This is a genomic window from Brevundimonas sp., from assembly GCF_965279155.1.
Lineage (GTDB): Bacteria > Pseudomonadota > Alphaproteobacteria > Caulobacterales > Caulobacteraceae > Brevundimonas.
In genome coordinates, this window is record NZ_OZ257138.1 from 1,420,798 (window position 1) to 1,434,981 (window position 14,184).

The following is a 14,184-nucleotide window of genomic DNA, read 5'->3' on the forward strand; positions in this document are numbered from 1 at the left end:
TCAGCAAACCAAATAATATGATTATATGCCGCACGCCTCAGGGCACCAGCACCCGACGCAAGGCGGGCACGGCCAGGATCAGATCGCGCGTCACCAGCGCGGCGAAGAAGTCCGCCCCTTCTTGCCCCAGGTGCGTGTAGTCGAACGACACCCGAGCCTGACCCAACGGCTCGATGGCGGCGTTGTTCTGGGCCTGGACCGCAGGCGTGGCCGGCGCTGGCGTCACGCCGGTCGAGCCGGGGATGGTCGTGCCGGTCAGCAGGGCGGCCGCGACCTCGGGCGACGGCGGAACCTGGGCGAAGCGGGCGGACATCATCGGCCCAAGGGCCTGCACCGCGGCGGCGCTGGACGTGTTCAGATCGACCAAGGGCGCGCCCGTCTCCTCGGCGACCTTGCGCACCGCATCGGCCCAGGGGACCAGGTCGTTCTGTAGCCGGCCGTCGACGAACTGGCGTCGTGTCAGGGGCGTCAGCAAGACGGGGATGGCGCCACGTGCGCGGGTCTCCTCGACATAGCGTTTCAGATTGACGGGAAACTGGGTCGCAAGATCGGTGGAGCGGCCCGGCTTGCCCGGTTGATCGTTATGGCCGAACTGGATCAGCACATAGGTCTGGACGAAGCCGGGCGTAGACATTTCCGCCAGGGCCAGATCCCAGGAGCCTTCGGCGAAATAGCTGCCCGAACTGCGCCCGCCGCGCGCCAGGTTCACACAGGCGACGAAGGACGTCACGTGGTCGGCGCAAAAGCTGGGGCCCCAGCCGCCGATCACCGCCGTGGTCGAGTCGCCGACCAGAATGATCTTGGACGCCTGGATCGGCGTGATGGGCGTGCCCCCAGGCGGCGGCGCGGGTGCGGCCTGGGGGGCGGCGAGCAGCGCGACGGACGAGAGGATGGCGGCGAGCGTCATGGGATTTCCTTCGGTTCAGTTCGCACAGTCGGCGGTCGGTTCGAGCCAGGCGGCCCAAGGGGTCTGGGCCGTGCTTTCCAGAAGCGTCGCGCCGGCCGGCAGGCAGGCGACGCCTTGGCCGCTGGCCCAGCGAACGGTCATCGGTCGAGCCAGTCGGCGCAGCGTCGCGGGACCTTCGATCGCATAGACCAGCAGCCGCCCATCGGCGTCGGCGCCGCCCCAGGACGACGGGCCGGCGATGATGCTGTCGGACGGTCGCATCCCCGCCCGCGCCGCCGCCGGGAAGGCCGCCTCGACGGCCTGGCTCAGGTCGGGATAGGCGTCGTCGCCGTCCAGCAGCGCCAGATCGGCGCGGCGGTCGCGATATTCGCGATAGGCGCGGTACCGCATGGCGGGCGTGGACTTCCACAGGTCGCGGCGCACCTGGGCAGGGTCGGCGCCGTTGGCCAGATCCTGCGGTCGGGCGATGGCGTCCACCTGTTCGCGCGGCGCCTTGTCGATGCCGCCCCGAACGGCGAACAGCGTCCCGTCCGGGCGATAGGTCCAGTGATGGAACTCGACGCCGTCGATCGTGCGCGACAGGGCCGGATCGTCCAGCACCGCGTCCGTCACCGCCTTGGGCGCCTCCAGCACGACCCAGACCGAGCGGCCGGTCTCGGCCTCCCATTCGGCGATGGTCTCCAGCCAGAAGCGGACGAAGGATGCAGGGCCGGTGTATTCTGGATCCAGGCCGAAGATGACGTTGGACCGGTCCTTCAGCGCGTCGAGCGTATGGCGGATATAGAGCCGATGCAGGTCGCGCCGCACGGGGTCGGACACGTCCCAGAAGACCTCGGCCGCCGGAACCTCCATCGGCATGCCCGTCGCCTGGATCGCGTTCATCGGCCGCCAAGGGAAGTCGACGTAATGGGTGCGGCTCTCCAGCAGCCAGTGCTGCAGATACATGCGGTGATGCAACACGACGCCGCGCCGTTCGGCCCGTTCGGCGAAGCCGTCCAGCCGGTCGAAGAACCAGGGATTGAAGCGGGTCAGGTCGTATTTGCTCAGGCCGTCCCAAGCGCGTCCCGTGCCACTGCGCGCCCAGGGCAGTTCGATGAAGGGCGCCCAGACCTCGCCGTCCTTCTGATCGGGCGAGCCGTAGAAGTCGTGATCGACGCGGCGGCGGTCGTACCAGAGGCCATAGTTGTGCTGGACCACGTCGCCGGTGTTCAGCCCCGCGACCAGGGCGTCCAGATCGTCGGTCAGGCCCGGTCCGATCTTGCCCGGCGCGAACCGGGTCAGGAAGGGGCCTGAACCGGCGGCGGCGGCCGTCGGCATCTGGGCCTGGAAGAAGGCGAAGCCAATTTTGCGGACATAGGCCGGGCGGCCGTCGATCTGGAACCGGCCGTCGGCCAGGGTCAGGGGATGGCGGTCGTCGGACGCACGATGGGCGTCACGCCAGGCGGCGACTTGGGCATCGGTCAAGCTGGGTGTTCCGCGCGCGGGCGTCGGCAGGACGACCCGGTCGAGCGCGTCGAGCGCCTCGCGCCCCAGCCGCGCCTCCAGTTGATAGCGATAAAGGCTTGCCGGTTCCTGTGGCTGGGCGCGATGGAAGTCGCGGCCGGGCTGGGCGCGTGGATCCTCCAGCACGCCGTCGCCGATCCGTTCGCCGCGACAGCCGACGGCGGCGTTGGGGGCTTCAGGCGGATTGCGCACCTCGACCACCGTCGCCTCGCAATTCCACAGCAGCGAGTTGGCGGCGGCCCAACCGGCGCCCTGGGCCTCTCGGCCCCGATGGGTCAGGGTCAGGGCGCCGCCGCGCACCTTTACCCCGTCGAACAGGGCGCCCGAAGCCCAGCTTTCCAGCGCGCCACTGTCGCCCTTGGCGTCCGTGGCGGTGCAGTCGAGGAAGACGTTGGGGCCGGCCGCCGCATGGCCCAGGCCGAAATCGTGGATGCCGTCGCGGCTGTCGCAGCGGACGAACAGGCTCTGCTGACCGGCCGTGTAGAAGACCCGACGGCGCCAGCCGCCGATCTCGGACACGGGGTCGGAGGCCGAGACATCCTGAACCGTGATGCGCCGCGTCGTCTCGCCCAGGTCGACCACCGAACCGACGAAGCCGCGCGCCGACAGATTGCGGATCCAGCCGTCCTCGACCCCGTCGAAGGCGATGGCGTACCAGCTGTGATCCTCATCCATCGGCCGTTCGGCATCATGGGCGGAGACCAGGGTCAGGCCCTCGATCCCGACCTCGCGGATGCGCGGCGTCGATGGCCCGCGCGTGACTAGGCCGCCCATCGCCGGGTCCAGAGCGGTGGTCAGGGGGGCATCGATCAGGACGGCGCCCGGCTGAACCGCCGTCACCGTGCGGTCCCAAACGACGTCGCGCGTGCCCGGCTTCCAGTTCAGCCGCCCTTCGGGTCGCCAGCCGACGAAGTCGTCCATGCCCAGGGCGGCGATCCAGGCGTCCGTGCTCGGCCGACGGATCGTGATCCGATCACCGACCGCCAAGCCTGCGGTCGAGGCCAGCGGCAGCCGCATGGCCCCCACCGGCACGGCGCCGACGACCGACACGGGATCGCCGGAAGGCGCAGCCTCCCTTTGGCCGGCCACGGTGATCAGGGCGCGACGGTCCACGCCGGTCGCCACGACGGTCGTGACGCCATCGGCCGCGCCGCGCAGCACCACGCCGTCGGCCGCGATGCGAATCTGACCCTCGACCTCATAGGTTCCGGCCGTCAACTGAACCACGCCGCGATGGCCGCGCCGGTCGGCGAGCCGGGCCCCGACAAGGTCGATCGCCGCCTGAATCCGCGCGCCGTCATCGCCCGCGACAGGCTCAACGATCAGGGTCGCCGGATGGACCGCCGGGGCCACGCCGCCGCCACGATAGCCGGCATGGGAAAAGTCGATGGGCGGGATACGCCAGACGGCGCGCGGATCGGGATCTTGCGCCCCCGCCATGCTCGACAGCGCGACCAACGCCGCTGCGGCCAAGCCGCCCATCCGCCATTTCATGGCCTTTCCTCCCTAGCCATTTGCCGAAAAGTATTATTATATTTCCAGACATGTCCAGCGGTGTCATTCCGCAAGTCGCCGTCAGAGCGTCGGACATCCAGGAAACGAAGGGGTCTTCGATGCTGAGCCGACGCACCTGTCTGGCGACCGCGGCGAGCGCCGCCCTGGCCGTGCCTCTGGCCGGCTGGCGCGCAGCCGAGCCGACGCGCGCCCAAATGCTGGCGACCATGGCCCGCGCCACCCGCTTCATGACGGAGAAGGTGGCGGTGAACGGCGGCTACGTCTGGTCCTACCTGCCCGACCTGTCGCGCCGCTGGGGCGAGATGGAGGCCTATCCGACCATGGTCTGGACCCAGGCGCCGGGCACGCCGGAGATGGGCCAGATCTTCCTGGACGCCTGGCGAGCGACCGGCGACGACCTCTATTACACAGCGGCGACCCAGGCGGCGGACGCACTGATCCAGGGCCAGCATCCGGCCGGCGGCTGGAACTACGTCATCGACACGGCGGGCGAGGATTCGATCCGGAGCTGGTACGAGACGATCGGCGCCAATGGCTGGCGGCTGGAGGAGTTTCAGCACTACTACGGCAACGCCACCTTCGACGACCACGCCACGGTCGAGTGCGCCCGCTTCCTGCTGCGGCTGCATCTGGCCAAGGGCGAGTCGCGGTTCCGGCCCGCCGTGGACAAGGCCGTCGACTTCATCCTGAACAGCCAGTTGCCGTCGGGCGGATGGCCCCAGCGTTGGCCCCGCGCGGGCGCGTTCGAGAACCACGGCAAGCCCGACTACACCGGCCTGATCACCCTGAACGACGAGGTGGCCGATGAGAACATCGACTTCCTGCTGCTGGTCCTGCAGCAGCTGAAGGACGAGCGGGTGCGCGAACCGATCCAGCGCGCCATGGCCTGCTATCGCGACCTGCAACAACCGGACCCGACGCCGGGCTGGGCGCTGCAATACACCCCCGACTTCAAGCCCGCCTGGGGTCGGACCTACGAACCCGCCGCCGTCTCGCCGCACACAACCGCCGCGGCCATCGACAAGATGCTGGATTTCTATCGCCTGACCGGCGACCGCAGCTTCCTGGCTCGCCTGCCGCAGGCGCTGGACTGGCTGGAGCGGATAGAGGCGCCGGTCGAGGCGCACCACGAGGGCCGCAACTTCTTCCGCTATGTCGAGCCGGGGACCAACCGGTTCATCGCCGTGCATCGGCGCGGCTCCAACGCCCAGAACGGCGACTATTACGCCGACTTCGACATGACCGGCGCGCGGGGTGAGAAACAGATCGACGTGGCCGCCCTGCGCCGTCGCACAGCCCAGGTCGCGGCCCTGTCGCCTGAGCAAGCGACGCAGAATTCGCCGTTGCTGGGACGCGGTCCGTCTCTGATGCCCGACTATGTCATCACACGGCCGCAGGCGGGTTCGGACCTGAACGCCGCCGGACCGGCCTCGGTCGCGATGCTGGTCTCCAGCCTGAACGCCGAGGACTATTGGCCCGTCGAGCTGAAGACCACCAGCCATCCCTATCGCGGCCCCGGCCCCGCCCAACCGCCGCCCGGCTTCGTCGATCGCGGCCAGGTCGGCGACGACTGGGACACCTCGCCCTTCACCGAGGCCAGCGGGCCGATGGGCATATCGACCGGAACCTATATCAACGCCATGAGCCGGCTGATCGCCGCCATGGCGAGGCCTACGACATGATCGAACGTCTTCTCGGCGCGGCCGCCCTGGCCCTGATCGTCGGCACGTCCGCCCAGGCCCGGCAGACGGTTCCCGAACGGTCGCCCGAGGGCCTGGCCTATCGCGCCCAGCCCCTGACCACCGAGATCTTCTTCGCCGACCCGTCGGCCCACGTGTTCGACGACCGGGTCTATGTCTATGGCTCGCACGACATCGACGCGCCGCCCGCCGACGATCAGCCGGGCAAGGGCTATGCGATGCGGGACTATGTCGTCCTGTCGATGGACCGGATCGGCGGGCCGGTGACGCAGCACCCGGTCGCCTTCACCCTGGAGGACGTGCCGTGGGCCGACCGCCAGCTCTGGGCGCCCGACGCGGCGGAGAAGGACGGCCGTTATTACCTCTACTTCCCGGCCAAGGACCGCGAGGGCGTGTTCCGCATCGGCGTGGCGGTCGGCGACCGGCCCGAGGGACCGTTCCGTCCTCAACCACAACCGATCCCCGGCGCCTTCAGCATCGACCCCAGCGTCTTCGTCGACGACGACGGCGCGGCCTATCTGTTCTTCGGCGGCATTCACGGGGGACAGCTGCAACGCTGGGCCACGGGAACCTATGACCCCGCCGGCGGCGACACCGACCTGGGCCGCCCGGACCAGCCGGCCCTGACGCCCAAGGTCGCCCGGCTGAGCGACGACAGGCTGAGCCTGGCCGAGCCGGTGCGCGACGCGGTGATCGTGGATGCGGACGGCAAGCCCCTGCTGGGCGGCGACCTGGACCGCCGCTTCTTCGAGGCGGCCTGGATGCACAAGCACGACGGCCTCTATTACCTCAGCTGGTCGACCGGTGACACGCACCTGCTGGCCTATGGCACGGCGACCACGCCCTATGGCCCCTTCACCTATCGCGGCACGATCCTGTCGCCGGTCCAGGGCTGGACCACCCATCATTCCATCGTCGAGGTGGACGGCCGCTGGCGGCTGTTCTTCCACGACACCCAGCTGTCGAACCGCGACAACCTGCGCAGCGCCAAGGTGCTGGATCTGACGCACGAGGCGGACGGTACGATCCGCACGCTGGACCCCTTCATTCGCGAGCCCTGATCCGGCCCGCGCTCGAACACAGAACGACAAAGGAAACGCCATGAGATTCATCGACCGCCGCGCCGCCCTGACCGGCCTGCTGGGAGGCGTCGCCGCCGCCGCCCTGCCGGTGCGCGCCGCCTTCGCCCAGACCAACGAAGAGGCCGCGCCCCTGGGTCGCGAATGGGCCAGCATGAAATGGCGTCGCGGCATCGAGGGCCAGCGGATGGCCGATCTGGGGAACGGGACCTTCCTCAACCCGATCATGTCGGGCGACCATCCCGATCCGTCGATCCTGAAGGACGGCGACGACTACTATATGACCTTCTCGTCGTTCGAGTCGGTGCCGGGCATCCACATCTGGCACTCGCGCGACCTGGTGAACTGGCAGCCGGTGATCGCGGCCCTGACCACCAATATCGGCTCGGTCTGGGCGCCCGAATTGATCAAGCACGAGGGCAAGTTCTACTGCTACATCCCCGCCCGCTTCCCGGAATACCGCTCCAACTACGTCATCTGGGCGGACAAGATCGAAGGGCCGTGGAGCGAGCCCATCGACCTGAAAATCCCGGCCAACATCGACCCCGGCCATATCGTCGGCGAGGACGGCAAACGCTATCTGTTCCTGAACGGCGGCGACCGGGTGAAGCTGACCGACGACGGCCTGGCCACCGACGGCCCGCTGGAGGAAGGCGTCTACAAGGCCTGGCGCTATCCCGACGACTGGATCGTCGAAGGCTTCGCCCAGGAAGGGCCCAAGCTGCTGAAGCACGGCGACTATTTCTACATGATCACCGCCATCGGCGGCACGGCTGGTCCGCCGACCGGTCACATGGTCATCGCCGCGCGGTCCAAGTCGATCAATGGGCCGTGGGAAGACTGCCCGCACAACCCCATCGTCCGCACCGCCTCGGGCGCCGAGAAATGGTGGTCGCGCGGCCATGCCACCCTGGTCGAGGGACCGACCGACGGCGACTGGTGGATGGTCTATCACGGCTATGAAAACGCCTATTGGAGCCTGGGCCGCCAGACCCTGCTGGACCCGATCGAATGGACCGACGACGGCTGGTTCCGCGCCAAGGGCGGCGACCTGTCCCAGCCTATCGCCAAGCCCCAGGGCGGCGACGCCGTGCCGCACGGCATGGCCCTGTCGGACGACTTCTCGACCGACAAGTTCGGCATCCAGTGGAGCTTCTACGATCCGCAACCCAACGAGAAGGATCGCCTGCGTCGCGAGAACGGCGTCCTGCACATGCGCGCCAAGGGCAAGGCGCCGGTCGATTGCTCGCCCCTGACCTTCGTCCAGGGCGAGCAGGCCTATCAGATCGAATGCGAGGTCGAGATCGATCCCGGCGCGGTGGCGGGCCTGATCCTGTTCTACGACCGCGCCCTGTATGCCGGCCTCGGTTTCGACGCGACCCGCTACGTCACCCACCAGTACGGGATCGAGCGGGGACGGCCGGCCAATCCGCACGGGCGGCGCATGTTCATCCGCCTGACCAACGCCTACCAGAACGTCTATTTCGACACATCGGGCGACGGCGTGACCTGGAACCGTTTCGACCGGGGCATGGAGGTCTCGGGCTATAACCAGAACGTCCGGGGCGGCTTCATGATGCTGCGCCCCGGCATCTACGCCGCTGGCGAAGGCGAGGTCCGGTTCAAGAACTTCAAGTTCAAGTCCCTCTGATCAAAGACGCCGGGCGCATTCCGATGCCCCGGCCCCCTTGCCCTGTTTCCCGAGTTTACAATGCCCAACACCCTGCACGGCCTGACGCGCGCCCAGATCGACGACACCCTGCGTCGCCTGATCGACAATCTGGTGAACATCACGGACGAGAGCGGCGAGTTCCTGCTGAGGCTCGACGACGGTCGGGTGATCGACACCAAGGGCTGGAACGACTGGGAATGGACCCACGGCATCGGCCTGTACGGGCTGTATGGCCTGTATCAGCAGACCGGCGACCAGGCGGTGCTGGACATCATGCTGGACTGGTTCCGAGACCGGTTCGCGGCCGGGACGCCGACCAAGAACATCAACACCGTCTCGCCCTTCCTGACCCTGGCGCATCTGTACGAACAGACCGGCGACCAGACCTATCTGCCCTATCTGGACGCCTGGGCCGAATGGCTGATGGACGGTCTGCCCCGCACTGAGGAGGACGGGTTCCAGCACATCGTCTTCAACGACGAGAACCCGCAGGAACTGTGGGACGACACCCTGATGATGAGCGTCCTGCCCCTGGCCAAGATCGGCCTGGTGCTGGGCCGGCCGCACTACATCGAGGAGGCCAAGAAGCAGTTCCTGGTCCACATCAAATACCTGTTCGACCGCAAGACCGGCCTGTGGTTCCATGGCTGGACCTTCCTGGGCCGGCACAACTTCGCCGACGCCCTGTGGGCGCGCGGGAACTGCTGGGTCACCATCGCCATCCCCGAGTTCATCGAACTGCTGGACCTGCCGCCCGAGGACAACCTGCGTCGCTTCCTGATCGAGACGCTTGAGGCCCAGGTGAAGGCGCTGGCGGCGCATCAGGACGACAGCGGCTTGTGGCGCACCCTGATCCCGGATCGGACCAGCTATCTGGAGGCGTCGGCGACCGCCGGCTTCGCCTATGGCGTCCTGAAGGCGGTGCGCAAACGCTATATCGGCGCCGAACATGCGCCGATGGCGCTGAAGGCGATCCAGGGGGTGCTGGCCAATATCTCCGACGACGGCGAACTGCAGCAGGTGTCGTTCGGCACCCCGGTCTTCGACGACCTGCAGGGCTATCGCGACATTCCGCTGACCTCCATGCCCTATGGCCAGTCGCTGGCCATCCTGGCGCTGGCGGAGTTCCGACGCGGCTTCATCTGATCTCAGGCGGGCGAGGCCGGCGCCGCCTCGATCCGCCGATCAAGAACAGGCGCGGGTGGAAAATCGATGGTGCGATCGCAGGCGCGCACGCCGCGCTGGTGGAACTATTGGGGCTGGGGCTCGGGCGACATGCTGGGGGCCGGCGCACAGGCCGTCGTCACCGGCTGGCTATTCTACTTCTTCACCACCTTCTGCGACCTGACGCCGGTGGAGGCGGGGCTGATCCTGGGCCTGCCGCGCCTGCTGGAGGCGATAACCTGTCCGCTGATCGGCTATGTCTCGGACAATCTGCGCAACACCTGGATCGGGCGGCGCATCGGACGACGCAAGATCTTCCTGCTGATCGTCATTCCCCTGCTGCCCTGTTTCGCCCTGATCTTCGTGACGGGCCAGACCTTCTTCTACTACCTCGCCGTCTTCATCGTGTTCGAGCTGCTCTACACGATGTTCCTGATCCCCTGGGAAACCCTGGCCGCCGAGATGACCAGGGATTATCGAGAAAAGGCGCGGTTCGCGGGCGCGCGCATCCTGACGGGCCAGGCCTCGGCCATACTGGCCTCCTATCTGCCGATCCTGATCATCGATGCGTTCGGCGGGCGGGATTCGGCCCAGACCTTCCTGATCATGGGCGTCGTCTTCGGCCTGTTGTTCAGCCTGGTGGTGATCCTGGTCGTCTGTTTCAGCTGGGAACGGCCCTATACCGGCGAGGAGAAGGCCATCGTCGCCCCGCCGTTCGATGCGCGCGCCGCCCTGCTGCTGCCGGTCCGGATGTTCCGCGACCTGTTCTCGACCCTGCGGATCCGCGCGTTTCGCCAGCATCTGTCGATCTATCTGGGCGGCTATATCTCGCAGGACGTGTTCAACACCGCCTTCCCCATTTTCGTCGCCACGGTGATGATGGGGGCGACCGTCATGATCTCGCAGATGATGACCGTGATGTATGTGGCCCAGCTGGTCTCGGTGATGATCGCCATCCAGTTGGTCATCCGTATCGGCCCGGCCGTAGCTTACCGGGTCGCCATCGGCTTCTTCGGCGCGGCGCTGTTGCTGTTTTTGGCCCTTTATCTGATCCGGCCCGAGCTGGCGGGGCGCGACCTGTTCGCCGTGTTGAACCCAGGATCGGCGCTGTTCAGTCCCGCCACGGCGCTGTGGCTGCTGGTCCCTATCGTGCTGGCGGGGCTGGGGCGCGGCACGCTGAACTTCGTGCCCTGGTCGGTCTACAACTACCTGCCCGACGTGGACGAGGCGGTGACGGGACAGAGGCGCGAAGGCGTCTTCGCCGGGGTCATGACCCTGGTGCGCAAGGTGGCCCAGTCGCTGGCCATCATCGCCACGGGCTGGATCATCGGCGCGGGCGGCTATGTCGCCGATGCGCCGGTCCAGAGCCAGGGGACCGTGAACGTGATCGTCGGCGTCGTGGTCGCAGGGCCGATCCTGGTGATGCTGATCGGACTGATCGCCTCGTGGCGGTTCCGCCTGAACGGGCCGAATCACGCGGTGCTGATGACCGAGATCGAGCGGCTGCGCGCCGGCGAAACCACCCCCGCCAGTCCCGAAGCCGGCGCCGTGGTGCAGGACCTGACCGGCTGGCCCTATGACCGGCTATGGGGCCGAAACCGACTGACCGCCGAACGGAAACAGCCATGAGCGACGCCATCGAAACCGTGGCCTTTCGGATGCGGCTGAATCCTGATCAGGCCGACGAATACCGCCGCCGCCACGACGCCATCTGGCCTGAACTGGCGAACGAGTTGAAGACGCGCGGGGTGCTGGACTACCGCATCTTCCTGGACCCCGAGAGCCTGGCCCTGTTCGCGGTCATGACGCGGCGTCGCGACCATGGGCTGGACACCCTGCCAGACACCGAGATCATGCAGCGCTGGTGGGCGATGATGGGCGACATCATGAAAACCAACCCGGACCAGTCGCCGGTCCAGGTCGATCTCCAGCCCATGTTCACCTTGGCTTAGCTCGGCCTGCCGTCCCGCCGCGTCATTGTCGCCAGGTCCCAGTCAGCCTCGACGAAAGCCCGTTGTGTCGGCGTCAGGATCGGATAGCCGCCGACCGCCTTTTCGTCGTCGATGATCCGGCCGGTTCCGTCGCGGACCTGCTGCAGGATGCGACGGTCGATGGCGTCGCGCGCCCAGGGCCGCGCCCCGGCCTCGGCGAAGACCCAGGCCTCGACCTCGCCCGACGGTCGGGCGTGGAAGCCGACGGGCCAATGCGGCGACCGTTCCAGCCGGGTGATCTTCGGGTCGCGGTCAGAGATGATCCCGATCTCCTGCATCGGCCGGCCGTCGGCGTAACGGGCGGGATTGTCGATGGCGTAGAGGTCCAGATCGCCCTGCCCCTCCACGATCAGGAACGGCAGGTCGGCGCGGGTCGAAGGGCCGCCGCGCGTCACGTTTCCGACAATCGACAACTGTCCCACCTCCCACGGATGGCCGACCCATTCCGAGGCGTTCAGCGCATAGTGCATGCAGCGATTGCCGGGGTCGTAGATCAGGTTGTTGGCCGTCACCGCATGGGCGCCGCCCTTGAACAGCTGGTTCCGCTCGTAGTCGTGGGCATACAGATTGCCGACGATCAGCACCTCCGTCGCATTGTCGTGGATCAGCGTGCCCTTGGAATGCTCGCCCTTGGCGTGGCTGGAATGGGACAGGCCTTCGGCGACGATGTTGCGGCTGAAGGTGATGCGGCGCGACGTGTTCCGACGCCACTGTTCGGCGCGATCTCCACCGTCGAAGCGCGGCCCCGAGGCCGACAGGTTCTCGTCCGTGGCCCACGAAAACGAGCACTGGTCCACGATCACGTTCCAGCCGCCCGAGGTGGTCAGGCCGTCCACCTCCCACCCGCTGCGGGGGGATGCGCCGTTCGCGCCGGGGCGCACGCGGATATGGCGCACGATCACGTCATGGGTGCGGATGCCGATCCCGCCCCGGATCAGGGTGATCCCCGGCTCGGGCGCCGTCTGACCGGCGATCGTCAGGAAAGGGGTCTGCACCCGGATGTCGTGGCCGTTCAGATCGATGACGCCGCCGACCTCGAACACGACGATGCGCGGCCCCTCGGCCTCCAGGGCCGCGCGCAGGGATCCCGACCCGTCGCCGGCCAGGGTCGTGACCCGCACGATCCGACCGCCACGCCCGCCCGGCGTCGATGCGGCCCATCCCATGGCGCCCGGAAAGGCCCGCTGTCCGTCCCTCGCGAGACTGGACGTCGGCAGGGCGACCAAGGCGGCGCCGGTCAGCAGCAGGGTTCGGCGATTCATCACGACATCATCTCCGGCTGGGGCGTCGGCAGGGGCGGCAGAGGGCGGGCGAAGGGCTGGTCCTTGGCGGTGACGATCCGCCCGGCGTCGTCGAACTCGACCCGGATCAGGCCGGGCTTTTCGCGGAAGTGGCTCTGTTCGTCATTGCCGAAGAAGGTGGACCACAACTTCCCCTCCTTGTCCTTGAAGACATTGCCGCCGCCCGCGCAGGGGGCCGCCTCGTGCCGCATCCGATAGGGGCCGTGGATGTTTTCCGACACGGCGAAGACGAAGGAATACCGCCCCTCCACATTCCCGACCGCCCCCAGATAATAGAGGCCGTCCTTCTTGAAGAGGGTCGCGCCTTCATAGCCCAGGATGTTCTCGCCGCGCAGGCAGCGGTCGCGGTCGCGCGCGACCAGGCACTCGGTCTCGACGAATTCGGTCTTGCGCCACTCGCCTGCATAGCCGGACAGGTCGTCCTTCAGCCGCACCATCTCGTCGCCCGAGCCATAGGTCAGATAGACGGCGCCGTCGTCGTCCTGGAACAGGGTGGCGTCGATGCCGCGACGCAGGTGGGCGTCGGGCGAGAAGGCGTATTCATACGGTCCCTCCGGCCGGCCGCTGGTGCTGCGCAAGACGCCCAGCCCCGCGCGGCTGACGCTGAAGCAGATGAAGTAGTTTCCGGCCACATAATGGATTTCCGGCGCCCAGATCGCGCGGAAAGGCACGCCGCGCCGCGACCGCCAAGACCTGGCCCAGCCGCCCTCGCGATCCAGGCTCCAGACCAGGCCCAGATAGGTCCAGTCGGTCAGGTTCTCGGAGCGCCACAACTCGACCCCGTCGTTGAAGGCCCAGATGTTTCCGCCGGTCGAGCCAGTCATGTAATAGGCCCCGTCGCCGCCGATACAGATCTGGGTGTCGCGAAGTTGCACCTGGATCAACGGATGGATCGGCGGCAGCAGTCCCTTGTCCACGGCGGCCCCCGTCGCCGCCTCGCCCCAGGGCAGGACCGGATAGGGCATCGGTCGTCGGCCGCTGTAGCGCACGCCCGGCAGGCCCGACATCCAGCCGCCTCGCGCGTCCTCCGGCTGCACCGGCAGGCCCGGTCCGCTGACGCCGGAATAGGGATAGGGATTGCGCTCGGGCGTCGGGATCAATCGCCCTGAATCGTCCAGCGGTTGATCGGCCCAGGCGGGGCGCGCCGCGCCGATGCTCGCTATCCCGGCCGCACCAGCCAGAAACCCTCGTCTGCCCAAGATCATCGCGTTCCTCCAAACGTCGTTATTTTAGGTTGCAAGCTGCGTCTGCGCGCGTCATGACACCGGTGACATTTCTGCTTGATGTCCAAATCGTATCATACTACTTTTTGATTGTGACCCGGCGCACCGGGATTAGGGAAAGTCGGCATC

General features: G+C 67.6%; 10 protein-coding genes. 6 read left to right on the plus strand and 4 right to left on the minus strand.

What is annotated here, in order from left to right; genetic code table 11:
• Positions 1-37 precede the first annotated feature (37 nt).
• Both ACQY72_RS06740 and ACQY72_RS06745 read right to left on the minus strand, forming a co-directional pair.
• On the minus strand, positions 38-907 hold the full coding sequence (locus tag ACQY72_RS06740; RefSeq protein ID WP_428156472.1) for a rhamnogalacturonan acetylesterase: 870 nt from the start codon (positions 905-907) through the stop codon (positions 38-40).
• Positions 908-922: 15 nt separating this feature from the next.
• Entirely contained in the window at positions 923-3,904 is a 2,982-nt protein-coding gene (locus ACQY72_RS06745; protein ID WP_428156473.1) for a DUF6298 domain-containing protein, read from the minus strand.
• A gap of 119 nt (positions 3,905-4,023) precedes the next feature.
• Between ACQY72_RS06745 and ACQY72_RS06750 the strand changes: the two genes are divergently transcribed.
• From ACQY72_RS06750 to rhaM, 6 genes are all read left to right on the plus strand, one after another.
• On the plus strand, positions 4,024-5,607 hold the full coding sequence (locus ACQY72_RS06750) for a pectate lyase (RefSeq protein WP_428156474.1): 1,584 nt from the start codon (positions 4,024-4,026) through the stop codon (positions 5,605-5,607).
• On the plus strand, positions 5,604-6,686 hold the full coding sequence (locus ACQY72_RS06755; protein ID WP_428156475.1) for a glycoside hydrolase family 43 protein: 1,083 nt from the start codon (positions 5,604-5,606) through the stop codon (positions 6,684-6,686). Before ACQY72_RS06750 ends, ACQY72_RS06755 begins: the two co-directional genes overlap by 4 nt.
• A gap of 40 nt (positions 6,687-6,726) precedes the next feature.
• Complete coding sequence (locus tag ACQY72_RS06760; RefSeq protein ID WP_428156476.1) at positions 6,727-8,355, plus strand: family 43 glycosylhydrolase; 1,629 nt, start codon at positions 6,727-6,729, stop codon at positions 8,353-8,355.
• 60 nt (positions 8,356-8,415) lie between these two features.
• Positions 8,416-9,522 carry a glycoside hydrolase family 88/105 protein gene (locus tag ACQY72_RS06765; RefSeq protein ID WP_428156477.1) on the plus strand — a complete coding sequence of 369 codons (1,107 nt, stop codon included), beginning with the start codon at positions 8,416-8,418 and terminating at the stop codon, positions 9,520-9,522.
• A 66-nt stretch (positions 9,523-9,588) separates the two neighbouring features.
• Positions 9,589-11,169, plus strand: a complete 1,581-nt coding sequence (locus ACQY72_RS06770) for an MFS transporter (protein WP_428156478.1) — start codon at positions 9,589-9,591, stop codon at positions 11,167-11,169.
• Positions 11,166-11,492 (plus strand): L-rhamnose mutarotase, encoded by a 327-nt coding sequence (gene rhaM / locus ACQY72_RS06775; protein WP_428156479.1) that lies wholly within the window; start codon positions 11,166-11,168, stop codon positions 11,490-11,492. Before ACQY72_RS06770 ends, rhaM begins: the two co-directional genes overlap by 4 nt.
• Here the strand turns inward: rhaM and ACQY72_RS06780 are convergent.
• Both ACQY72_RS06780 and ACQY72_RS06785 read right to left on the minus strand, forming a co-directional pair.
• Positions 11,489-12,793 (minus strand): pectate lyase family protein, encoded by a 1,305-nt coding sequence (locus ACQY72_RS06780; RefSeq protein ID WP_428156480.1) that lies wholly within the window; start codon positions 12,791-12,793, stop codon positions 11,489-11,491. The genes rhaM and ACQY72_RS06780 overlap by 4 nt on opposite strands.
• On the minus strand, positions 12,793-14,037 hold the full coding sequence (locus ACQY72_RS06785) for a family 43 glycosylhydrolase (RefSeq protein WP_428156481.1): 1,245 nt from the start codon (positions 14,035-14,037) through the stop codon (positions 12,793-12,795). The genes ACQY72_RS06780 and ACQY72_RS06785 overlap by 1 nt, the downstream gene beginning before the upstream one ends.
• Positions 14,038-14,184: the final 147 nt, after the last annotated feature.